The following is a 21,955-nucleotide window of genomic DNA, read 5'->3' on the forward strand; positions in this document are numbered from 1 at the left end:
AATGAATCTTAAAAGAGAACAAGAATTTGTTAGCCAGTATCACTTTGATGCTCGTAACTTTGAATGGGAAAATGAAAATGGAGCCCCTGAAACCAAGGTAGACGTTAACTTTCAGTTACTCCAACACGACCAAGAAAACCAAGTAACTTCGCTAGTTGTTATCTTGAGTTTCATGATTGTCTTTGATAAATTTGTCATCAGCGGAACAATTTCCCAAGTGAACCATGTGGAAGGCCGTATTGTCAACGAACCAAGCGAATTTAACCAAGAAGAAGTCGAAACCTTGGCACGTCCATGTTTGAACATGCTCAACCGTTTGACTTATGAAGTAACAGAAATCGCCTTGGATCTTCCAGGGATCAATTTGGAGTTTTAGTCATGAAATTAGCTGTCATTACAGATTCTTCAGCCTATTTAGGGGAGAAGACGCTGCAAAGAGAGAATCTTTTTATCTTGGATATTCCTGTCAATATTGATGGAGAGGAGTATGTTGAAGGTGTCAATCTGACTGCTGAGGAATTTTATCAAAAAATGGCTCAGTCTGTAGAATTGCCTAAAACTAGTCAACCAAGTATTGCCAAATTGGATGAGATTCTTAGTTCTTTGAAAGATGAGGGTTATACCCATGTCTTGGGACTATTTCTTTCGTCAGGAATTTCAGGTTTTTATCAGAACATCCAATACATGTTGGAAGAGTATGATGGCTTGACCATTGCCTTTCCAGATACCCATATCACAAGTTCCCCTCTAGGATTTATGGTAGAGAGTGCCTTTGAGTGGGCAGAACAAGGTGATGATTTTGCCCAGATTCAGGAGAAATTGGCTATCCAAATCGCTGATAATTCAGCCTTTATCATAGTAGATGACCTCGACCACTTGGTTAAGGGAGGACGTTTGTCAAATGGAGCAGCTATCTTAGGAAATCTCCTCAGTATCAAGCCTATTCTTTACTTTAATGACCAAGGAGTGATTGAAGTTTACGAAAAAGTTCGTACAGAAAAGAAAGCAATCAAACGTTTGGTGGAAATCATCAAGGAGTTGACAAAAGATGGGAACTACCGTATAACAGTCATTCATGGGAACGCTCCTCAAAAGGCAGCGGATTTACGTCAGCTTTTGATGGAGAGTGGTGTGACTGCTGAAATTCCAATTGTTAGCTTTGGTAGTGTCATTGGGACCCACCTTGGAGAAGGTAGTATCGCCTTGAGCTATACACCAATCGTCTAAATTGTTCTTACAGGCTTTGTATCTTAGAAATTGAACACGACCTACCTGCCTCTTGAAAAAAGATGCCTGTCTTGCCTTTCATGGAAAGTCAGCGCCATTCCCTATTTTTCATGGGCAGCTAACGTCCTTTGTATCTTGATAATTGAACACGCCTGGAACACTGTGTGAAAAAGATAGTTCTTCCAAGGAGTAGATACTCCTTGATCAGACCTCCTATTTTCACTTTGTGTTCTTGCAGGCTTTGTATCTTAGACAGGAGTAGAGATGAGTATTCGAGTAATTATTGCCGGTTTTAAGGGAAAGATGGGCCAAGCTGCTTGTCAGATGGTCTTGGCTGATCCAGACTTGGACTTGGTCGCAGTTTTGGATCCTTTTGAGTCTGAGTCAGAGTGGCAGGGGATTCCTGTCTTTAATGATAAGGCTGACTTGGCTGGTGTTGAAGCGGATGTTTGGGTAGATTTTACTACACCAGCCGTTGCCTACGAAAATACACGCTTTGCTCTTGAAAATGGCTTTGCTCCTGTCGTAGGAACAACAGGATTCACTAGTGAAGAAATTGCAGAACTAAAAGCACTTTCTCGTGAACAAGATTTGGGTGGCTTGATTGCCCCTAACTTTGCCTTGGGTGCTGTCTTGCTTATGCAATTTGCGACGCAGGCTGCCAAATATTTCCCAAATGTGGAGATTATCGAGCTCCATCATGACAAGAAAAAAGATGCTCCGAGTGGAACAGCCATTAAAACGGCCGAGTTGATGGCGGAAGTGCGTGAGTCAATCCAGCAAGGTGCGCCTGATGAGGAAGAATTGATTGCAGGTGCTCGTGGTGCTGACTTTGAAGGCATGCGCATCCACTCAGTCCGTCTACCAGGCTTGGTAGCTCATCAAGAAGTCATCTTTGGCAATCAGGGAGAAGGATTGACCCTTCGTCATGACTCCTATGATCGCAGCTCCTTCATGACAGGGGTGAATTTGGGAATCAAAGAAGTTGTCAAGCGTCATGAGCTTGTCTATGGATTAGAACACTTATTATGAGATTAACGCAAATGCCTTCTGAATTTCAGAAGGCTTTACCAGTATTAGAAAAAATTAAAGAAGCAGGCTTTGAAGCCTATTTTGTTGGGGGCTCTGTCAGAGATGCCCTCCTCAATCGTCCCATCCACGATGTGGATATCGCGACTTCTTCCTATCCAGAGGAGACCAAGCAGATTTTTCCGCGAACAGCCGATATTGGAATCGAGCACGGAACTGTCTTAGTTTTAGATGGGGACGAGGAGTATGAGGTAACCACCTTTCGGACCGAAGATGTCTATGTGGACTACCGCAGACCCAGTGCGGTTTCCTTTGTACGTTCGCTAGAAGAAGACCTCAAGCGCCGTGATTTCACAGTCAATGCCTTCGCTTTGGATGAGACAGGTGAAATCATCGATTTGTTCGATGGTCTCAAAGATCTGGAAAACCAAGTCTTACGAGCAGTTGGAGTGGCTAGTGAGCGTTTCAACGAAGATGCTTTGCGAATTTTGCGTGGTTTCCGTTTTCAGGCTAGTCTCGGTTTTAAACTTGAGTCAGAAACTTTTGAGGCGATGAAGACTTTGACGCCGCTCTTGGAGAAAATTTCTGTGGAGCGCACCTTCGTTGAGTTTGATAAACTCTTGCTGGCACCTTTTTGGCGAGTTGGTCTGTCTTCCATGATTGAAAGTCAAGCTTATGACTATCTTCCAGACATGGCAGGAAGCCAGGACAAGCTCAACAGACTGTTTGATTTGAAGACTGATTTCACCTTTGAGTCTTCTGAACAAGCCTGGGCGGCTCTATTGTGGGCTTTGGAGATTAAAGATGCACAGCCATTTTTGAAACATTGGAAGACCTCACGCCAGTTTGCCAAGCAAGTACAGGATTTGCTGACTATTTTGACTTTGCGAGAAGAAGGAGAGCTGAGCAGGCGCGATTGTTACCGCTTTGACTTGGATTCCCTTCTACAAGCTGAAAGTCTTCGTCAGGCTCAAGGAAAAGAAGTCAACCCACAAGCCATCAAAGAAACTTACCATAGTTTGACCATTCATGATAAGAAAGAAATTCAGATTAACGGTGGAATTTTGATTAAGGAATATGGTTACCAGCCAGGACCAGACTTGGGAGAGATTTTAACAGAGATTGAGTTTGCCATTGTCGATGGAGAGTTGGAAAACGACCGTCAAGCAATCCATGCTTACCTGAGGGAGAAAAAATGAGTGATTTTATCGTTGAAAAATTAAGCAAATCCGTCAGAGACAAGACCGTTTTTAAGGATATTTCTTTTATTATCCATGACCTAGACAGAATTGGTCTGATTGGTGTCAATGGGACTGGTAAGACCACTCTGTTGGATGTTCTTTCTGGTGTTTCTGGCTTTGATGGGGATGTCAGTCCCTTTTCGGCAAAGAATGACTATAAGATTGGCTACTTGACCCAGGATCCTGATTTTGATGATAGCAAGACGGTCTTGGATACGGTTCTATCCAGCGACCTCAAGGAAATCCAGCTCATTCGTGAGTATGAGTTAATCATGCTCAACTACAGTGAGGACAAGCAAGCTCGTTTGGAACGGGTCATGGCAGAGATGGACTCTCTCCAAGCTTGGGAAATTGAAAGCCAGGTCAAGACGGTCCTCAGCAAGTTGGGTATTCAGAACTTATCTACTCCTGTTGGGGAATTGTCAGGTGGTCTAAGAAGACGGGTTCAGTTGGCGCAAGTTCTCCTAGGAAACCACGATCTCTTGCTTCTGGACGAGCCAACCAACCACCTGGACATTGCGACCATTGAGTGGCTGACCCTCTTTTTGAAAAATTCTAAGAAGACAGTTCTCTTTATCACCCACGATCGTTATTTCCTAGATGCACTATCAACGCGGATTTTCGAGTTGGACCGAGCAGGCTTGATCGAGTATCAGGGAAATTATCAGGACTATGTTCGCCTAAAGGCGGAACAGGATGAGCGTGATGCAGCTCTTCTCCACAAAAAAGAACAACTTTATAAGCAAGAACTGGCCTGGATGCGCAGACAACCACAGGCACGTGCGACCAAGCAACAGGCCCGTATCAATCGTTTCCACGATTTGAAAAAAGAAGTTTCAGGTGGCGTTGCTGAAACAGACTTGACCATGAACTTTGAAACCAGTCGGATTGGGAAGAAAGTCATCGAGTTTCAGAATGTTTCCTTCGCCTATGAAAACAAGCCCATTTTGCAAGATTTTAATCTCTTGGTGCAAGCTAAAGACCGTATCGGAATTGTTGGGGATAACGGTGTAGGGAAGTCAACTCTGCTTAATCTCATCGCAGGGAGTCTTGAGCCGACTAAAGGTCAAGTTATCATCGGTGAGACGGTTCGCATTGCCTATTTCTCTCAACAAATCGAAGGTTTAGACGAGAGCAAGCGGGTTATCAATTACCTGCAGGAAGTAGCAGAAGAGGTTAAGACCAGTGGTGGTTCTACGACTTCCATTGCAGAGTTGCTAGAGCAGTTCCTCTTCCCACGTTCGACGCATGGAACCCTGATTGAGAAATTGTCTGGTGGCGAGAAAAAACGCCTTTATCTCCTCAAACTACTCCTTGAAAAACCAAATGTTCTTCTTTTGGACGAGCCGACCAATGACCTAGATATTGCGACTTTGACAGTCTTGGAAAATTTCTTGCAGGGCTTTGCAGGTCCTGTCTTGACAGTTAGCCACGACCGTTATTTTCTGGATAAGGTAGCGACCAAGATTCTCGCCTTTGAGAATGGTAAGATTCGTCCTTTCTTTGGCCATTACACTGATTACCTTGACGAAAAAGCTTTTGAAGCAGAAACAGCAAGTCAAGTTCAAAAGGCCGAAAAAGAGAAAGTGGTCAAAGTCCGTGAAGACAAGAAGCGCATGACCTACCAAGAAAAGCAGGAGTGGGCAAGCATTGAAGGCGATATTGAAGCCTTGGAAAATAGTATCGCTGCTATTGAAGAAGAAATGCAGGCAAATGGCTCTGACTTTGGCAAATTGGCAACGCTTCAGAAAGAGCTAGACGAGAAAAACGAAGAACTTCTTGAAAAATACGAACGCTATGAATACCTAAGTGAGTTAGCATGATGGAAGAAAAAGTCATTAAACGTAGTCCCAAGAAAATCATTTGGAATGCCTTGTTTGGCCTAGCTTCGGTGCTTTTCTTCTTGTTACCTCTCTATTATCTCCATTCGTATTCGCAAAAGGGGACGGGACTTCATACGGTAAGTCTTTTGTTGATGCTGCTTGTACTTTTTTGTGCTGGAGTAGTCATTTATCAGACATACAGACTGTTAAGTTCCGATAAGGAATATTTGAGATGTACAGTTAAGGGGTTTTACTACAAACCGAATCCAAAGAAACCCAGTCATTTCTACGCTTGGGCTGATGTAGAGGAATTTTCCTTCTCTCGGATTCGAGGGAAGTATAGGGATTCCTACCGGATTGAAGTTGATTTTAAAAACAAGGAAAATGCGAAATCCCAATCACTTATAGTCCTACTGAAGAGAAGGTGTTTCCCTTTTCATCCGTCAGCAGATTTGATCATCCCTATCTTTCTACTAGATATAGGTCTTCCTGAAAGGGTATACAAGACCATGAAGTACTATGAAAGAGAATGGCGTATCGAACAAAATCGTCAAGCAAGAAAACAGACAACACAAGCTTCGAAAAGCAAATCTTCCAAATATCTATAAGCCCGTTTAGCTTAAAGACAATCAATCAAAAAGCCCTATCCACTGGATAGGGTTACTCTTTGTCTTCTTTTTTAGTTTCCTGATGGAAGATGTTTTGCCAAGTTTCATGGCGACGCCAGATACTGGTATGGACGATACCATCTAGCTCATAGCAAATGAGTTTGGTTTTCTGACTAATGGAGGTAATCTGAATGTCCTTAATCGCAGCACTAAGTTCTTTTTCAGACTTATAAGCCTCTTTATCCATCTGCTCTCCATCTTGACGGATATAGAGAAAGTCCTCAGCAAGGAGTTCTTCTAGCTGATTTCCTTGGTCAATCAATTGCTCACGCATGAGCAGTTTTTTATAGACATTGTCTAAAATCTCGTCCTCAGGTATGGGAGCTGGCTCGATATGGACATCGGTATCAAAGACTCCAAAACGCTCTTCCAGCATGGACTCGACCTGGTCCGCAATCTCATGACTTTCATAGACTGATAGGTCAGGATTCATTTCCAGGGTGATATCAAGGTAGATATTGCTACCGTAGGTCCGCCCTCTTTGGGACTTGACCTTACTAATCTTTGGAATCTCCATGATGGCCTTTTGGTAGTCCTCTAGCAGACGGTCATCAAAACCATCTGAAAGACTGAAGGAAGACTCGATAAAGATATCATAGGCTGTTTTTAAGATAAAGAAGGTGATGATGATAGCGACCAATTTATCCACGATAGGGTAATTGAAACTGCTGGCTAAGATAGCAATGGAAGTCCCAAGCGAGGTGACAGCATCGGAAAGATTGTCCTTAGCAGCTGCTTTGAGAGCCTTGGATTTGGATTTCTTACTGAGGCGTGTATTGTAGAGATAGACCACAAACATAATCGCTGCAGAAATGATTCCTAGAGTTGCACCCAGAGGATCAATGGGTGTTTGTTCCCGACTAAGGATTTTCTGAATGGTGTCCCGAAGTACATCAAAACCAACATAGAACATGATGATGGAAGTAATCAAGCTAGCCAAATCTTCAATCTTCCAGTGACCAAAGCTATGGTCACGGTCTGCAGGTTGGCGGGCCATCCGAATCCCAATCAAGAGAGCAACATTTCCGATAATATCGGATACGTTGTTGAAACCATCCGCTACCAAACTGGAAGAATGTAGGAGGTGGCCAGTCGCTAATTTTGCCGCAGACAAGAGGAGGTAGGTCGAAATGCTGATAATGGCTCCACGTTCTGCCAATTTGAGATTTGACATGGATTGGTTCATCGGGCTTCCTTTCTAGTCATATAGTATTCTTACATTATACTGGTTTTCAAAGGAAAATTCAAATTTAGTCTTGTTTCATCGGATTTAAACCCTTGAAAATTGTTCAAATTTTGATATAATAGTACTACTCAAGGGAGTAGCTGGCAGAAACCTGTGATAGTGTCGTCATTCCGAATTGTATACTGAAAAGTATGTTTTCCGGCACTATCTTAAACAGCGAGACTTGTTATGATTAACAGGTCTCTTTTTGTTTGTCATAAAACTAAAAGAGAACTTGTTTTGCACACAATGTCAAGGAGGAGACACATGTCAAAAGAACAAAAACGCCAAGCGTTTTATACTCAAAGTCCTGAAGAGGTCTTGAAGTCGGTTGAAGCAACTGAGCAAGGTCTCTCGTCTAGCGAAGCACAGAAACGTCTAGCTGAATATGGCCGCAATGAACTGGAAGAGGGTGAGAAAAAATCTCTCTTGGTTAAATTCATCGAACAGTTTAAGGATTTGATGATTATCATCCTAATTGCTGCAGCTATCTTATCAGTCATAACTTCTGGTGGGGAAGATATTGCAGATGCCATCATTATCCTAGCCGTGGTTATCATCAACGCTGCCTTCGGTGTTTACCAAGAAGGAAAAGCAGAAGAAGCCATCGAAGCCCTCAAGTCTATGTCTAGTCCAGCTGCTCGCGTTATTCGTGACGGACACATGGCAGAGATTGATTCTAAAGAATTGGTGCCAGGAGATATCGTTGCCCTTGAAGCTGGCGATGTAGTGCCAGCAGACCTACGTTTGCTAGAAGCCAATTCTCTTAAAATCGAAGAAGCAGCCCTAACAGGTGAGTCTGTTCCAGTCGAAAAAGACTTGACCGTAGAACTCGCTGCAGATGCTGGTATTGGTGACCGTGTCAATATGGCCTTCCAAAACTCAAACGTGACTTATGGTCGTGGTCTTGGTGTTGTTGTCAATACAGGTATGTACACGGAAGTTGGTCATATCGCTGGCATGCTCCAAGATGCGGATGAGACGGATACACCACTTAAACAAAACTTGAACAACCTTTCTAAGGTCTTGACCTATGCAATTTTGGTCATTGCCCTTGTTACTTTTGTAGTTGGAGTCTTCATTCAAGGTAAAAATCCACTTGGTGAGTTGATGACCTCTGTTGCGCTTGCTGTTGCAGCCATCCCAGAAGGACTTCCTGCTATCGTGACCATCGTTCTTGCCCTTGGTACTCAAGTTTTGGCCAAACGAAACTCTATCGTTCGTAAGTTGCCAGCAGTTGAAACTCTTGGTTCAACTGAGATCATCGCTTCTGATAAGACTGGTACGCTTACCATGAACAAGATGACAGTCGAAAAAGTCTTCTATGACGCAGTCCTACATGACTCAGCTGATGATATTGAACTTGGCTTAGATATGCCACTTCTTCGTTCGGTTGTCTTGGCCAATGATACCAAGATTGATGCTGAAGGTAACCTGATCGGGGATCCAACGGAAACAGCCTTCATCCAGTATGCCTTGGACAAGGGCTACGATGTTAAAGGGTTCTTAGAGAAATATCCTCGTGTAGCTGAATTGCCGTTTGACTCAGATCGTAAACTCATGTCAACGGTTCATCCATTGCCAGATGGTAAATTCCTCGTAGCAGTCAAAGGGGCTCCTGACCAACTCTTGAAACGTTGTGTTTCTCGTGATAAAGCTGGAGATGTCGCTCCGATTGATAATCAAGTCAATGACTTAATTCACACAAATAACTCTGAAATGGCTCACCAAGCCTTGCGTGTCCTTGCAGGTGCTTATAAGATTATCGATAGTATTCCAGAAAACCTGACTTCTGAAGAGCTTGAAAACAACTTGATCTTTACTGGTTTGATTGGGATGATTGACCCTGAGCGCGCCGAAGCAGCAGAAGCTGTTCGTGTCGCTAAGGAAGCGGGAATCCGTCCAATCATGATTACGGGTGACCACCAAGATACAGCAGAAGCCATTGCCAAACGTTTGGGAATTATTGATGCAAATGATACAGAAGGCCACGTTTTAACTGGTGCTGAGCTCAACGAACTGTCAGATGAAGACTTTGAAAAAGTAGTTGGTCAATACTCTGTTTATGCCCGTGTGTCTCCAGAACACAAGGTTCGTATCGTCAAGGCTTGGCAAAAACAAGGTAAGGTTGTTGCTATGACAGGTGACGGTGTTAATGATGCGCCAGCTCTGAAAACAGCCGATATCGGTATCGGTATGGGAATCACTGGTACAGAGGTTTCTAAGGGGGCTTCTGACATGATTCTTGCAGATGATAACTTTGCGACTATTATCGTCGCAGTTGAAGAAGGACGTAAGGTCTTCTCAAACATTCAAAAGACTATTCAGTACTTACTTTCTGCCAATACTGCTGAAGTATTAACTATCTTCTTATCAACCTTGTTTGGTTGGGACGTCTTGCAGCCAGTTCATCTTTTGTGGATCAACTTGGTAACCGATACCTTCCCAGCTATCGCTCTTGGTGTTGAACCTGCTGAGCCAGGTGTTATGACCCACAAACCTCGTGGACGTAAGTCAAGCTTCTTCTCAGGTGGTGTTTTGAGTTCTATCATCTATCAAGGTGTACTCCAAGCAGCTATTGTTATGAGTGTTTATGGACTTGCAATTGCTTACCCAGTTCATGTGGGTGACAATCATGCCATTCATGCGGATGCCCTTACTATGGCCTTTGCAACCCTTGGTTTGATTCAACTATTCCATGCCTACAATGTCAAGTCTGTTTACCAATCCATCTTGACAGTTGGCCCATTCAAGTCTAAGACCTTTAACTGGTCCATCTTGGTATCCTTCATCCTTCTCATGGCAACAATCGTCGTAGAACCGCTTGAAGGAATTTTCCACGTAACCAAACTGGACTTGTCACAATGGGCCATTGTTCTAGCTGGAAGCTTCTCAATGATACTTATCGTCGAAATCGTCAAGTTTGTTCAACGTAAACTTGGTCTTGATAAGAACGCGATTTAAAAAGAAAGTCATCTTCGGATGGCTTTTTTTGCATTTGAGGGAAAGGACTAGAAGTTGCCCCCTTTTGTGCTATAATAAAGTAAAGTTGTAAGGAGCGTAAGAGAATGGAAAAGAGAATTGTCCGAGATGTCTTATTCTTGTCGCAGGTCTCGAAACCTGCAAGTCAGGAAGACCTTTATCTGGCTAAGGATTTGCAGGATACCCTGCTGGCTAATCGCGAGACCTGTGTCGGTCTGGCGGCTAATATGATTGGGGTGCAGAAGCGCGTGATTATCTTTAATCTTAGCCTAGTTCCCATGGTCATGTTTAACCCCATTCTCCTTTCCTATAAAGGACCTTACGAGACTGAGGAAGGTTGTTTGTCTTTGACTGGGGTGCGACCAACAACTCGCTATGAAACGATTACGGTTTCCTATCGCGATAGTAAGTGGCAGGAGAAGACCATTACGCTAACAGGTTTTCCAGCTCAGATCTGCCAACATGAACTGGATCATTTGGAAGGACGGATTATTTAGGAGGAATTCAGATGAAACGTATACTTTTTGAACTTGTTTTTATCGCAACGACATGGTATATCTTTTTACCACCCTTTAATCTAACTAGCTGGGAATTCATCTTCTTTCTCTGTGGGCATTTGGTGGTGATGGGGATTTTGTTTAGTTTCCGCAAGGATACCAATCTCCTCAAAACTGTTCATGTACGTCATGGCAAAGCTGCCAAAGATCTCAATCTAGAAGGATTCCTTTTTACCAAACTTAGTAGAGGATTGTTTCTGACTGCAGGTATCATGTTTGCCCTTGCTGGTCTGGTAAGCCTAGTAACCTCTAGCTTTTTCCAAGCAAAAAATTATGCTAATGTGGTGTCCATCACCGAAAAAGATTTTAAAGATTTTCCTAAGAGTGATACCAGTAAGGTTCCAATCCTAGATCGGAGTACTGCAGAAAAGATTGGAGACCGTTATCTGGGCTCTCTGACGGATAAGGTCTCCCAGTACGTAGCAGCAGATACTTATACCCAGCTGACGGTCGATGGCAAACCCTATCGGGTAACACCCTTGGAGTATGCTGACCCAATCAAATGGTTTAATAATCAGTCCAAGGGGATTGGCGAGTATATCAAGGTTGATATGGTGACAGGAAATGCGGAATTAGTGGATTTAAAAACGCCCATGAAGTATTCAGACTCCGAGTATTTTAACCGCGATGTCAAACGTCATCTTCGGATTAAGTATCCGACCAAGATTTTTAAAACGCCCTCCTTTGAGGTGGATGATGAAGGCAATCCCTTCTATGTAGCAACAGTTTATCAAAAGCAATTTGGTCTAGGAGTCCCTCGTCCTTCATCTGTTATTATCTTAGACGCCACTAATGGAGAAACCAAGGAATACAGCTTGGATGAAGTGCCAGAATGGGTGGATCGTGTTTATCCAGCAGAAGAAACAATCGAGCAAATCAACTACAACGGCAAGTATAAAGACGGCTTCTGGAATGCCTTGATTTCTAAGAAAAATGTTACCCAAACGACAGAGGGCTATAACTATCTTTCTATCGGAAATGACATTTATCTCTACACAGGTGTGACTTCAGCCAATGCTGATGAAAGTAATCTAGGATTTATCCTTGAAAATATGCGCACTGGTGAAATCACCAAGTACAATCTAGCTTCAGCAACCGAAGAATCAGCCCGTGCTTCAGCTGAAGGAGCCGTTCAGGAGAAGGCCTACAAGGCTACTTTTCCTATCCTTGTTAATCTCAATGACAAACCACTCTATATCATGGGCTTGAAGGACAATGCAGGCTTGGTCAAGGAGTATGCTTTGGTTGATGCAGTGGAGTACCAAAACGTCATTGTAGCAGCTACGGTAGATGAACTCCTCAGCAAATATGCCAATAAAAATGACCTCGAGCTGGATAATGAAACGGTAGAAAACATTAAGGGAATCGTCTCAGACCTTAAATCAGCTGTTATCAAGGGTGACACTGTCTACTTCTTTAAAGTTGATGGCAAGATTTATAAGGTCAAGGCTTCAGTGTCAGACGACCTTCCTTACCTTGAAAATGGCCAATCCTTCGAAGGTCAAGTTGGAAAGGATAACTATCTCAAGACTTTTAAAGTCAAGTAAAAGAAACCTCGGTGTGAACCGAGGTTTTTAAGATGAAATTCTTGGTCGTGATTGAAAAATATGCTACACTAACAATATGAAAATTTTAATCCCAACAGCAAAAGAAATGAACACAGACCATCCTTGTATCGAAGCGCTCCCCTTGAGGAAAGAAAGTCAGGCAGTCCTTGACTCACTGGCGCACTACTCAGTCAGTGAATTAAAGACTTTTTATAAGGTATCTGCCGAGAAAGCAGAAGAAGAGTACGGCCACATTCAAGCTCTAAAAGATCACAGGGCTAAAAACTATCCAGCCTTGAAACTCTTCGATGGTCTCATGTATCGTCACATCAAACGAGATGGGTTAACCGAGGCTGAACAAACCTATCTTGAAAATCATGTCCTGATTACCTCAGCTTTATACGGTGTTGTCCCCGCCTTATCTCCAATGGCTCCTCACCGTTTGGATTTCTTGATGAAGTTAAAAGTTGCTGGTAAGACTTTAAAGAGTCATTGGAAGTCAGCTTACGATGAGGCCCTACAGGATGAGAACTTGATATTCTCACTCCTATCATCAGAGTTTGAAACTGTATTTTCGAAGGAAATTAGAGAAAAGATGGTGACCTTCAAATTTATGGAGGACAAGGCAGGCCAGTTGAAAATCCACTCAACCATTTCAAAAAAAGCCCGTGGTGCCTTTTTGACCGCCTTGATAGAGGGGCAAGTCCATACAGTCGAACAAGCTCGCAAGCTCCGCTTTGCCGGCTTTGACTACCGACCTGATTTATCAAGTGATTTAGAACTCGTCTTTGTGAAACAAGCATAAAACCAGCTCATTCGAGCTGGTTTTTGCTGTATTAGTTGATGGCTGCAAGAAGGTCGTCAGCTTGTTTTGCAAGTGATGAAGCAGTTGCTTCTTCTAACACCAATTTTCCGTCTGCCCAAGCAGAGTCATTGACACGAGCAGCTGTAAAGTCACCAACGACTTGTGTACGGATAAATGGCAAGAGGTCTTTGTAAATGGCAAAGAGTTGATCGTGACCAGCATTGGCTACAGATGAGACAGTAACAAACTTGTCTTGGAGGGCAGAAGCACCACGTGTATCAGACAAGTCAAGGGCACGAGAGAGCCAGTCAAGCAAGTTTTTCACTGTTCCAGGGATAGAGAAGTTGTAGACTGGAGAGAAGATCCAGATAGCATCCGCATCGAGGACTGCTTCACGAGCAGCAGCTACAGCTGGATGAGTTGGAACTTCCAAATCTTGGCTGAAGAGAGGAACAGCTGAGTAATCAAGATAGCTAACTTCTGCTTTTCCAGCAAGTGCTTTTTCAGCTTCGAGGGCCATTTGGTGGTTGAAAGAACCTTGGCGTAGTGAAGCGACGATAAATAATACTTTTTTAGACATGATGTGTCTCCTTTAGTTTAAAATTCAAAGAGCGAACTCTTTTGTTACCATCCATGTTACAACAAATGATACTAATTAGCAATAATTTTGCTCACAAATTTTTAAATTTTTTTAAAATGCGGATTAAGTCTTCCTTTTCATCATCTTCCAAGATGCTGAGTGCTTCTACGATCGAATCGATATGGTCAGGAAGAACCTCCTCGATTTTTCTGCGTCCTGCAGGTGTTAATTTCAGGAAAAAGGAGCGACGATCCTTGGGGTCGCAAGTTCTAGAAATCCACCCATCTCGAACCATATTTCGAATGACAACAGTCATGTTTCCAGAAGTGGCTAGCATTTTTTCAATCAAATCCTGAATGCGCAGTTCCCCCTTGCTATAGAGGGTTTCCAAAACTGAAAATTGGGTGGGTGTTAGCCCGTGTTCTTTAGCAGCCTTGGCTTCATATGGTTTAAAAGTCCGTATGGCTTTATTAAGGACGATAGCCGTTTTTAAGTCTAGTTGATTATCGGAAATTTTCTCTTTCAAATATTGTTTCATAAGCTTTATTTTATCAATAATGAGAGAGAAAAACAAGAACTTACATTTTATAGGAAAAGATTCTTAGAATGTTCCCGTCTTCACTTGTAATAAAGAAGGAGAGATGGTAAAATAGACGAGTGAAACTAAGACAGAAAAAAGCAAAAAACAAGCTACTTTTACAGTATGGAATCGGCATTGCTCTGGTAGTACTAGTCATGACCACTTCCTTCCTTTATCTGATATCACTTAGCATGAAACCCTATCAAGATGCTAGAGTTGAGGGAGAAAAACTAGCCAAGCAGTATGCAGAATTGGAAAAGGCAGATCAGGTTGATTTTTATAATGGACTAGAAGGTTATTACAGCGTTTTAGGACATAATAAAAAGCAAGAGGCCATTGCCGTACTGATTGAAAAGAATGACCACAAGATTTATGTTTATCAGCTTGATAAAGGGATTTCTCAAGACAAGGCAGCGACGATTTCGAGGGAAAAAGGAGCTAGCGACATTGACAAGATCACCTTTGGTCGTTATCAGGACAAGCCGATTTGGGAAGTTAAGTCAGGAAACCAGTACTATCTGGTTGACTTTGAAACAGGAGCAGTGATCCAATAAGGAGGGCATATGAAACTATCCAAACGTGTACTAGAAATGGAAGAAAGCGTCACTCTAGCCAGTGATGCAAGAGCCAAATCATTAAAAGCTCAGGGAAAGGATGTTCTTTTCTTAACCTTGGGACAGCCTGATTTTCATACTCCTGAAAACATTCAGGATGCAGCGATAGAAGCGATTCGGGATGGACGAGCTTCCTTTTATACAGTTGCTTCAGGCCTACCAGAGTTAAAAGCGGCGGTTAATACCTATTTTGAACGCTATTATGGGTATTCTGTTGCAGCCAACGAGGTTACCTTTGCCACTGGTGCTAAGTTCTCTCTCTACACCTTCTTTATGGCTGTGGTCAATCCAGGTGATGAGGTCATCATTCCTACACCATACTGGGTCAGCTATGGAGACCAGGTCAAGATGGCAGAAGGTGTGCCAGTCTTTGTCCAGGCTAAGGAAGACAATCACTTTAAAGTGACTGTTGAGCAGTTAGAAGCAGCTCGTACAGATAAGACCAAGGTCTTGGTTCTCAATTCGCCATCGAATCCGACTGGTATGATTTACTCTCGTGAGGAACTCTTGGCTATCGGAAATTGGGCTGTTGCGCATGATGTCCTTATCCTAGCAGATGATATTTACGGTCGTCTGGTTTATAACGGGAACGAATTTGTTCCAATTTCTAGTCTGTCAGAAGCCATTCGCAAGCAAACCATCGTGATTAACGGTGTATCTAAGGCCTATGCCATGACTGGTTGGCGGGTAGGTTATGCTGTGGGAAATCCTGAAATTATCGCTGCTATGAGCAAATTGACAGGACAAACAACCTCAAACCTGACTGCTGTATCACAATATGCTACCATTGAAGCCCTGACTGGACCACAAGACTCCGTCGAAACCATGCGCCAGGCATTTGAGGAACGTTTGAATACCATTTATCCTCTCTTGTGCCAAGTTCCAGGATTTGAAGTTGTCAAGCCCCAAGGAGCCTTCTATCTATTCCCAAATGTTAAAAAAGCGATGGAGATGAAGGGTTATACCGATGTGACGGACTTTACAACAGCTATTCTCGAAGAAGTCGGCCTTGCCTTGATTACAGGAGCTGGATTTGGAGCACCAGAAAATGTTCGTCTCAGCTATGCTACAGACTTGGATACATTAAAAGAAGCTATTCGTCGCTTGCATCAATTTATGGAAAAATAAAACTTAGAATCTTCGTCATTCTGACGAAGATTTTTTGTATCGAAAATCTCGCGATTTTTCTCTAGTAGAACCTAGCTATCGCAGTCTATTTATGGTAAAATAGTGGGTAATGACGTCTTCGGACAAGTTAAACGAAAAAAGGAAGATAGATTATGACAAAACGTGTAACAATTATCGATGTAAAAGACTACGTTGGTCAAGAAGTGACCATCGGAGCCTGGGTTGCCAACAAATCAGGAAAAGGGAAAATTGCCTTCTTGCAATTGCGTGATGGAACAGCCTTCTTCCAAGGTGTAGCCTTTAAACCAAACTTTGTAGAAAAATTTGGTGAAGAAGTGGGACTTGAGAAGTTTGATGTCATCAAACGCCTAAGCCAAGAAACTTCTGTTTATGTGACAGGAATTGTCAAAGAAGACGAACGTTCTAAGTTTGGCTATGAGTTGGATATTACAGACATCGAAGTGATTGGTGAATCTCAAGACTACCCAATCACACCAAAAGAACACGGAACAGACTTCTTGATGGACAACCGTCACTTGTGGCTCCGCTCTCGTAAGCAAGTGGCTGTGATGCAAATCCGTAACGCCATCATCTATGCAACTTATGAGTTCTTTGATAAGAACGGCTTCATGAAGTTTGATAGCCCTATTCTTTCAGGAAACGCAGCAGAAGATTCAACAGAACTCTTTGAAACAGACTACTTTGGAACACCAGCCTACTTGAGTCAATCAGGTCAGCTTTACCTAGAAGCAGGGGCTATGGCTCTTGGTCGTGTATTTGACTTTGGTCCAGTATTCCGTGCTGAAAAATCAAAAACACGCCGTCACTTGACTGAGTTCTGGATGATGGATGCGGAGTACTCCTACTTGACACACGATGAGTCACTTGACTTGCAAGAAGCTTATGTGAAAGCTCTTCTTCAAGGTGTCCTTGATCGTGCGCCTCAAGCCTTGGAAACCTTGGAACGTGATACAGAGCTCTTGAAACGCTACATTGCAGAGCCTTTCAAACGCATTACTTACGATCAAGCCATTGACCTCTTGCAAGAGCATGAAAACGATGAAGATGCAGACTACGAGCATCTTGAGCATGGCGATGACTTTGGTTCACCACACGAAACATGGATTTCAAACCACTTTGGTGTGCCAACATTTGTCATGAACTACCCAGCAGCTATCAAGGCCTTCTACATGAAACCAGTTCCTGGAAATCCAGAGCGCGTACTTTGTGCAGACTTGCTTGCACCAGAAGGATATGGAGAAATCATCGGTGGTTCTATGCGTGAGGAAGACTACGATGCCCTTGTCGCTAAAATGGAAGAACTGGGCATGGATCGTACAGAATATGAATTCTACCTTGACCTTCGTAAATATGGTACAGTACCACACGGAGGATTTGGTATCGGTATTGAACGTATGGTCACTTTCGCAGCAGGTACAAAACACATCCGTGAAGCTATTCCATTCCCACGTATGTTACACCGTATCAAACCATAAACTAGTAAAAAGAAGATATTTTCATCTTCTTTTTTCACTTTTATCTTGCTATCTATCAGTTTTTCTAGTATAATAGTTTATTGTGAGCAAACCTCACTTACCCCTTGCAAAGACTAGGGGTCATTAGACCAAAAGGAGGAACATATCAATGGCTAAATACGAAATTCTTTATATTATTCGTCCAAACATTGAAGAAGAAGCGAAAAACGCTTTGGTAGCACGTTTTGACTCTATCTTGACTGACAACGGTGCAACTGTTGTTGAATCAAAATCATGGGAAAAACGTCGTCTTGCATACGAAATCCAAGATTTCCGTGAAGGACTTTACCACATCGTTAACGTTGAAGCAAACGACGACGCAGCTCTTAAAGAGTTTGACCGTCTTTCAAAAATCAACACTGACATTCTTCGTCACATGATCGTCAAACTTGACGCGTAAGAAGGTAAATTATGATTAACAATGTTGTACTTGTAGGGCGTATGACACGTGACGCTGAGTTGCGTTATACCCCATCAAATGTAGCAGTTGCGACTTTTACTCTTGCAGTAAACCGTACATTTAAGAGTCAAAATGGCGAACGTGAGGCTGATTTCATCAATGTCGTTATGTGGCGCCAACAGGCTGAAAATCTTGCTAACTGGGCTAAAAAAGGCTCTCTTATCGGGATCACAGGCCGTATCCAGACTCGTAGTTACGATAACCAGCAAGGACAACGTGTCTACGTAACAGAAGTCGTGGCTGAGAATTTCCAAATGTTGGAAAGCCGCGGAGTGCGTGAAGGACATTCAGGTGGCGCTTATTCTGCACCAACTGCTGGCCAATCAGCACCTGCAAACCCAGTACCAGACTTTTCACGTTCTGAAAATCCATTCGGAGCAACCAATCCATTGGACATTTCAGATGATGATTTACCATTCTAATGGACAATTAATACTATAAAGGAGAAAAAACATGGCTCAACAACGTCGTGGCGGATTCAAACGCCGTAAAAAAGTTGATTACATCGCAGCAAACAAAATTGAATATGTTGATTACAAAGATACTGAGCTTCTTAGCCGTTTCGTTTCAGAACGTGGGAAAATCCTTCCTCGTCGTGTAACAGGAACTTCAGCTAAAAACCAACGTAAAGTAACAACAGCTATTAAACGCGCTCGCGTAATGGCTTTGATGCCTTTCGTAAACGAAGATTAAAGAAAAGACCCTTACGGGTCTTTTTTTCACGAGCATGGAAATGAGAGAGCGAGTTGAGGTCCGGGGGACCTCTTTTTCATAAGCTCGGAAATAAGAAAGCGAATTAAGACCCTTACGGGTCTTTTTTCACGAGCATGGAAATGAGAAGGCGAGTTCGGTCTGGGTGGACCTCTTTTTCAGATTTTTATGGGACTTTGTTAGAAAGGATTCCCTGTTGACCTAGTAAGATTCTTTTATCTTACTAGGTTTTTCTTTTAATCTTTATTATCGTGCTATAATGGTAGGAGAAAGCTATAAAGGAGCAACTTATGAAGACGACATGTTCAATTAGAAAAATGCAAGAATCTGACATAAAAGATCTATCTCGAGGATTTATCAGCCAAGGTTGGCCAAGTAGAGAGGAGATTTTAACTCGATACTTTAAGGAGCAAGAAAGTGGGGAGAGAGAAGTCTTAGTTGCAGAGGTTGAGGGTGCTGTAGCGGGTTATATCACAATTTTGCCCTGCGCTAAGCAGGGGCCTTTTGCTGGAATGGCTCCAGAACTTTCAGATTTCAATGTCTTTGAACCCTTTCAAAATCAAGGTATTGGAAATCTCTTGCTGGAAGAAGCAGAAAAACGAGTTAGGCTCATATCGGATAAGGTGACTCTTGGTGTTGGGCTCCATTCAGGGTATGGACCTGCCCAGAGATTGTACATCAAACGAGGCTATATTCCAGATGGGACGGGTGTTTGGTATCAGAACCATCAACCGGCCATGAATGCGGTTTGTGAAGATATAGGAGAATTGGTCTTGTATCTGTCGAAAAATTTGTTTTAAGACAGATTTTATAAGATTTAAATTTTAAATATAGTAAACAATCACAGTCCCTTTTTCATTCGAAAAAGGGATTTTTTTGTTTGAAATTGTTTGATTTATTCCTCAAAGTGGTAAAATATAATTGTTTGAAATATCAAGATAAAAATAAATATCGAAAAAAACATATAAGGTTTAGTTTTTTAAAATACGGATTCTTTTGAAAAGTCTTAAAATTTCCTAAAATAAGGCTTTTTAAAGGTTGTAAATAAAATTGTTACAAAAAGGTTACAAATTGTTAAAATTAAATGAAATGCAATAATATAATTTGGAAAAAATTTGACATATAAATTAATTGACGGTAAAATAATTAAGATAATCAAATTAATTGATTTGCGCAATAATTCGATATAAAGATTAATCTGATGTGTCAAATTTTATTATAGTAGAAGGATAGCATAATGAAGAAACTGAAAGTGATGGTTGTTTTTGGAACACGACCAGAAGCTATTAAAATGGCCCCTTTAGTGTTAGAATTGCAAAAACATAGTGACAGCATTGAGACAATCACAGTTGTGACAGCTCAGCATCGTCAAATGCTAGATCAAGTTCTTGAAACTTTTAGCATCGAGCCACATTATGACCTGGATATTATGGGGAAAAATCAATCCCTCTTAGATATTACTGGAAAAATTTTAGAAAAGTTTGATCCAGTTGTTAAGCAAGAACTTCCAGATATGATTCTTGTTCATGGAGATACAACGACAACTTTTGCAGCAAGTTTAGTTGCTTTCTATAATCAGGTACGTATCGGCCACGTTGAAGCTGGTCTAAGGACCTTTGATAAGTATTCTCCTTTTCCAGAAGAAATGAATCGTCAGATGACTGATAACCTAGCGGATCTTTATTTTGCTCCAACTAGTGAGAGTAAAGAAAATCTCCTCAAGGAAAATCACCCTGAGTCTGCTATTGTCATTACGGGAAATACAGCCATTGATGCCTTGAAACTAACCGTTCAATCGGATTACTATCATGAAGTTCTAGATCAATTGGATCCAGATAAGAAACTTGTATTGGTAACCATGCACCGTCGTGAGAATCAAGGTCAACCAATGAGAAATGTCTTTACAGCTTTACGTGAGATGGTCGATCTTCATCAGGAAATTGAAGTTGTTTATCCTGTTCATCTTAGCCCTGCTGTGCAAGAAGCAGCAAAGGATATTCTAGCTGGTCATGACCGCATTCACTTGATTGAGCCTTTAGATGTAGTTGATTTTCATAATTTGGCTTCAAGAAGCTATTTTATCATGACTGACTCTGGAGGTGTTCAGGAAGAGGCGCCTTCTCTCGGCAAACCTGTCCTTGTTCTTCGTGACACGACGGAACGTCCAGAAGGTGTTCGTGCAGGAACCTTGAAGCTAGTTGGTACGAATCCAGTACGTGTCAAAGACGCTATGGCAGCACTCTTAACAGATGAAACTCTTTATAGACAAATGTCTCAGGCACCAAATCCTTATGGAGATGGAAGAGCCTCTGAACGAATCGTACAATCCATTCAACAGTACTTTGGGGCAGCAACTTCTGTATCTGAATTCAAAGGGGGGAAATAAGATAAAATGAAAAATTGGAGTCAATTTAAAAACTGGCTTATGGCTTTGCTTGCTTGTGAGGTCATTCTTTTGGTGCTTTGTTTTTTGTATGCTCGAGCAATCATTTTAGAACAAATCTTGTTTTTAGCTTTAGCCTTGTTTGCAGTGTTGGTATTATCTGACCTTTTACTTACTTGGACCCTTATCTTAGCATTTGGTTTTGGACTTATCGTTTTGGTTGCGGGTGTGGTTTATATCCCAATCATTCAACTGATCTTCTTATTAATCAGTTTTCCAATTTTGATTGGGATTCTACTTAAGGTTCGTTATTATTTCTTCAAGGTGACCTCAAAGGTCCAAGAACAGGAAGACGAAGCTCGAGCAGATTACCAAGCGATGGTCACTGAACAAAGTGATGTGATGGTACAGTCCTTATTGATTCATTGGGCACATGAAGATTTGTTCTTCCAGATTAAACCGAAAGAACATAACCAGATGCTCAGTCGTATTCAAGAGGGAATTGCTCAGGAATTGAGCTACAATGATAAACTCTATTACGTTTCGGATGGTAATTTTCTCGTTCTATCGAGTAGTAGCCAACATTCTTTGAAGGAACTTTATTTGAATGGTTTGCAGGAGAAACTGAGCAGTTTAGTTTTTCATGGAGAAGATGGCAATCAAGGAATTCAGTTCCAAACAGGCTATTTGGTGATTAACTCTGATAATAAAGATAAATACCAAGACTACACGGATGTCGCCAGTCATCTCAAACGTCAACTAGAGACAGATGTAATTGTAGAATATTAGGAGGGAAACATGACTTTAACCGAACTATTTTTTGGTATTGCTTTGGGACTCAGTCTCGTCTTTGGCATTTG

22 protein-coding genes are annotated in these 21,955 nt (G+C 42.0%); 19 read left to right on the plus strand and 3 right to left on the minus strand.

The annotated features are described in order from the left end of the window. The first annotated feature begins 1 nt into the window (after position 1). From M1G01_RS00885 to M1G01_RS00910, 6 genes are all read left to right on the plus strand, one after another. Positions 2-376 (plus strand): DUF1149 family protein, encoded by a 375-nt coding sequence (locus tag M1G01_RS00885; RefSeq protein WP_001050092.1) that lies wholly within the window; start codon positions 2-4, stop codon positions 374-376. A 2-nt stretch (positions 377-378) separates the two neighbouring features. Then, entirely contained in the window at positions 379-1,227 is an 849-nt protein-coding gene (locus tag M1G01_RS00890; protein WP_139690136.1) for a DegV family protein, read from the plus strand. Between the two features lie 264 nt (positions 1,228-1,491). Continuing rightward, on the plus strand, positions 1,492-2,259 hold the full coding sequence (gene dapB / locus M1G01_RS00895; RefSeq protein ID WP_227232201.1) for a 4-hydroxy-tetrahydrodipicolinate reductase: 768 nt from the start codon (positions 1,492-1,494) through the stop codon (positions 2,257-2,259). Next, positions 2,256-3,455: a CCA tRNA nucleotidyltransferase gene (locus tag M1G01_RS00900; protein ID WP_083312797.1), complete on the plus strand. Its 1,200-nt coding sequence runs from the start codon at positions 2,256-2,258 to the stop codon at positions 3,453-3,455. The genes dapB and M1G01_RS00900 overlap by 4 nt, the downstream gene beginning before the upstream one ends. Further along, on the plus strand, positions 3,452-5,320 hold the full coding sequence (locus M1G01_RS00905) for an ABC-F family ATP-binding cassette domain-containing protein (RefSeq protein WP_247930925.1): 1,869 nt from the start codon (positions 3,452-3,454) through the stop codon (positions 5,318-5,320). The genes M1G01_RS00900 and M1G01_RS00905 overlap by 4 nt, the downstream gene beginning before the upstream one ends. Continuing rightward, positions 5,317-5,928: a hypothetical protein gene (locus M1G01_RS00910; protein WP_000969660.1), complete on the plus strand. Its 612-nt coding sequence runs from the start codon at positions 5,317-5,319 to the stop codon at positions 5,926-5,928. Before M1G01_RS00905 ends, M1G01_RS00910 begins: the two co-directional genes overlap by 4 nt. A 52-nt stretch (positions 5,929-5,980) precedes the next feature. On the opposite strand, the gene mntE is transcribed toward M1G01_RS00910, so the two are convergent. Continuing rightward, positions 5,981-7,174, minus strand: a complete 1,194-nt coding sequence (mntE, locus tag M1G01_RS00915; protein WP_247930926.1) for a cation diffusion facilitator family transporter — start codon at positions 7,172-7,174, stop codon at positions 5,981-5,983. 306 nt (positions 7,175-7,480) lie between these two features. On the opposite strand from mntE, the gene M1G01_RS00920 reads away from it, so the two are divergent. The 4 genes from M1G01_RS00920 (at position 7,481) to yaaA (ending at position 13,104) form a co-directional block, all read left to right on the plus strand. After that, on the plus strand, positions 7,481-10,177 hold the full coding sequence (locus M1G01_RS00920) for a cation-translocating P-type ATPase (protein WP_247930927.1): 2,697 nt from the start codon (positions 7,481-7,483) through the stop codon (positions 10,175-10,177). 104 nt (positions 10,178-10,281) lie between these two features. Further along, on the plus strand, positions 10,282-10,692 hold the full coding sequence (locus M1G01_RS00925; protein WP_247930928.1) for a peptide deformylase: 411 nt from the start codon (positions 10,282-10,284) through the stop codon (positions 10,690-10,692). Between the two features lie 11 nt (positions 10,693-10,703). Next, positions 10,704-12,299 carry a hypothetical protein gene (locus tag M1G01_RS00930; protein ID WP_247930929.1) on the plus strand — a complete coding sequence of 532 codons (1,596 nt, stop codon included), beginning with the start codon at positions 10,704-10,706 and terminating at the stop codon, positions 12,297-12,299. A 76-nt stretch (positions 12,300-12,375) separates the two neighbouring features. Continuing rightward, on the plus strand, positions 12,376-13,104 hold the full coding sequence (gene yaaA / locus M1G01_RS00935) for a peroxide stress protein YaaA (RefSeq protein ID WP_247930930.1): 729 nt from the start codon (positions 12,376-12,378) through the stop codon (positions 13,102-13,104). Between the two features lie 31 nt (positions 13,105-13,135). Here yaaA and M1G01_RS00940 read toward each other — a convergent pair whose 3' ends face one another. Next, positions 13,136-13,684 carry an NADPH-dependent FMN reductase gene (locus M1G01_RS00940; RefSeq protein WP_247929826.1) on the minus strand — a complete coding sequence of 183 codons (549 nt, stop codon included), beginning with the start codon at positions 13,682-13,684 and terminating at the stop codon, positions 13,136-13,138. Positions 13,685-13,775: 91 nt separating this feature from the next. Further along, entirely contained in the window at positions 13,776-14,222 is a 447-nt protein-coding gene (locus tag M1G01_RS00945; RefSeq protein ID WP_247929825.1) for a MarR family winged helix-turn-helix transcriptional regulator, read from the minus strand. A gap of 119 nt (positions 14,223-14,341) precedes the next feature. On the opposite strand from M1G01_RS00945, the gene M1G01_RS00950 reads away from it, so the two are divergent. The 9 genes from M1G01_RS00950 to M1G01_RS00990 all read left to right on the plus strand — a co-directional run bounded on the left by M1G01_RS00950 (position 14,342) and on the right by M1G01_RS00990 (position 21,884). Next, on the plus strand, positions 14,342-14,818 hold the full coding sequence (locus M1G01_RS00950) for a cell wall elongation regulator TseB-like domain-containing protein (RefSeq protein ID WP_070800033.1): 477 nt from the start codon (positions 14,342-14,344) through the stop codon (positions 14,816-14,818). A 9-nt stretch (positions 14,819-14,827) separates the two neighbouring features. After that, entirely contained in the window at positions 14,828-16,006 is a 1,179-nt protein-coding gene (locus tag M1G01_RS00955; protein ID WP_247929824.1) for a pyridoxal phosphate-dependent aminotransferase, read from the plus strand. 152 nt (positions 16,007-16,158) lie between these two features. Further along, positions 16,159-17,502 (plus strand): asparagine--tRNA ligase, encoded by a 1,344-nt coding sequence (gene asnS, locus M1G01_RS00960; RefSeq protein ID WP_049477461.1) that lies wholly within the window; start codon positions 16,159-16,161, stop codon positions 17,500-17,502. A gap of 148 nt (positions 17,503-17,650) precedes the next feature. Then, complete coding sequence (gene rpsF / locus M1G01_RS00965; RefSeq protein ID WP_049505311.1) at positions 17,651-17,941, plus strand: 30S ribosomal protein S6; 291 nt, start codon at positions 17,651-17,653, stop codon at positions 17,939-17,941. Between the two features lie 11 nt (positions 17,942-17,952). Beyond that, the gene (gene ssbA / locus M1G01_RS00970; RefSeq protein ID WP_000609595.1) at positions 17,953-18,423 is read left to right on the plus strand and encodes a single-stranded DNA-binding protein SsbA; all 471 of its coding nucleotides are present in this window, start codon (positions 17,953-17,955) and stop codon (positions 18,421-18,423) included. A 31-nt stretch (positions 18,424-18,454) separates the two neighbouring features. After that, entirely contained in the window at positions 18,455-18,694 is a 240-nt protein-coding gene (rpsR, locus tag M1G01_RS00975) for a 30S ribosomal protein S18 (RefSeq protein ID WP_000068664.1), read from the plus strand. Between the two features lie 308 nt (positions 18,695-19,002). Further along, positions 19,003-19,512 (plus strand): GNAT family N-acetyltransferase, encoded by a 510-nt coding sequence (locus M1G01_RS00980; RefSeq protein ID WP_084880244.1) that lies wholly within the window; start codon positions 19,003-19,005, stop codon positions 19,510-19,512. A gap of 437 nt (positions 19,513-19,949) precedes the next feature. Next, positions 19,950-21,098 carry a non-hydrolyzing UDP-N-acetylglucosamine 2-epimerase gene (gene wecB / locus M1G01_RS00985; protein WP_247930931.1) on the plus strand — a complete coding sequence of 383 codons (1,149 nt, stop codon included), beginning with the start codon at positions 19,950-19,952 and terminating at the stop codon, positions 21,096-21,098. A gap of 6 nt (positions 21,099-21,104) precedes the next feature. Continuing rightward, a complete protein-coding gene (locus M1G01_RS00990) occupies positions 21,105-21,884 on the plus strand; it encodes a hypothetical protein (protein WP_084859431.1) in 780 nt (259 codons plus the stop codon). Positions 21,885-21,955: the final 71 nt, after the last annotated feature.

The sequence above is a fragment of the Streptococcus oralis genome (genome assembly GCF_023110055.1).
GTDB classification, from domain to species: domain Bacteria; phylum Bacillota; class Bacilli; order Lactobacillales; family Streptococcaceae; genus Streptococcus; species Streptococcus oralis_BY.

Excerpts from the sequence above, each read along its gene's own strand:
- dapB (WP_227232201.1), top strand. The coding sequence starts at position 1,492 with ATGAGTATTCGAGTAATTATTGCCGGTTTTAAGGGAAAGATGGGCCAA.
- M1G01_RS00930 (WP_247930929.1), top strand. The coding sequence starts at position 10,704 with ATGAAACGTATACTTTTTGAACTTGTTTTTATCGCAACGACATGGTAT.
- M1G01_RS00925 (WP_247930928.1), top strand. The coding sequence starts at position 10,282 with ATGGAAAAGAGAATTGTCCGAGATGTCTTATTCTTGTCGCAGGTCTCG.
- M1G01_RS00955 (WP_247929824.1), top strand. The coding sequence starts at position 14,828 with ATGAAACTATCCAAACGTGTACTAGAAATGGAAGAAAGCGTCACTCTA.
- yaaA (WP_247930930.1), top strand. The coding sequence starts at position 12,376 with ATGAAAATTTTAATCCCAACAGCAAAAGAAATGAACACAGACCATCCT.
- M1G01_RS00990 (WP_084859431.1), top strand. The coding sequence starts at position 21,105 with ATGAAAAATTGGAGTCAATTTAAAAACTGGCTTATGGCTTTGCTTGCT.
- M1G01_RS00905 (WP_247930925.1), top strand. The coding sequence starts at position 3,452 with ATGAGTGATTTTATCGTTGAAAAATTAAGCAAATCCGTCAGAGACAAG.
- mntE (WP_247930926.1), bottom strand. The coding sequence starts at position 7,174 with ATGAACCAATCCATGTCAAATCTCAAATTGGCAGAACGTGGAGCCATT.
- M1G01_RS00890 (WP_139690136.1), top strand. The coding sequence starts at position 379 with ATGAAATTAGCTGTCATTACAGATTCTTCAGCCTATTTAGGGGAGAAG.
- rpsF (WP_049505311.1), top strand. The coding sequence starts at position 17,651 with ATGGCTAAATACGAAATTCTTTATATTATTCGTCCAAACATTGAAGAA.
- M1G01_RS00940 (WP_247929826.1), bottom strand. The coding sequence starts at position 13,684 with ATGTCTAAAAAAGTATTATTTATCGTCGCTTCACTACGCCAAGGTTCT.
- M1G01_RS00980 (WP_084880244.1), top strand. The coding sequence starts at position 19,003 with ATGAAGACGACATGTTCAATTAGAAAAATGCAAGAATCTGACATAAAA.
- asnS (WP_049477461.1), top strand. The coding sequence starts at position 16,159 with ATGACAAAACGTGTAACAATTATCGATGTAAAAGACTACGTTGGTCAA.
- wecB (WP_247930931.1), top strand. The coding sequence starts at position 19,950 with ATGAAGAAACTGAAAGTGATGGTTGTTTTTGGAACACGACCAGAAGCT.
- M1G01_RS00920 (WP_247930927.1), top strand. The coding sequence starts at position 7,481 with ATGTCAAAAGAACAAAAACGCCAAGCGTTTTATACTCAAAGTCCTGAA.
- ssbA (WP_000609595.1), top strand. The coding sequence starts at position 17,953 with ATGATTAACAATGTTGTACTTGTAGGGCGTATGACACGTGACGCTGAG.
- M1G01_RS00900 (WP_083312797.1), top strand. The coding sequence starts at position 2,256 with ATGAGATTAACGCAAATGCCTTCTGAATTTCAGAAGGCTTTACCAGTA.
- M1G01_RS00910 (WP_000969660.1), top strand. The coding sequence starts at position 5,317 with ATGATGGAAGAAAAAGTCATTAAACGTAGTCCCAAGAAAATCATTTGG.
- M1G01_RS00945 (WP_247929825.1), bottom strand. The coding sequence starts at position 14,222 with ATGAAACAATATTTGAAAGAGAAAATTTCCGATAATCAACTAGACTTA.
- rpsR (WP_000068664.1), top strand. The coding sequence starts at position 18,455 with ATGGCTCAACAACGTCGTGGCGGATTCAAACGCCGTAAAAAAGTTGAT.
- M1G01_RS00885 (WP_001050092.1), top strand. The coding sequence starts at position 2 with ATGAATCTTAAAAGAGAACAAGAATTTGTTAGCCAGTATCACTTTGAT.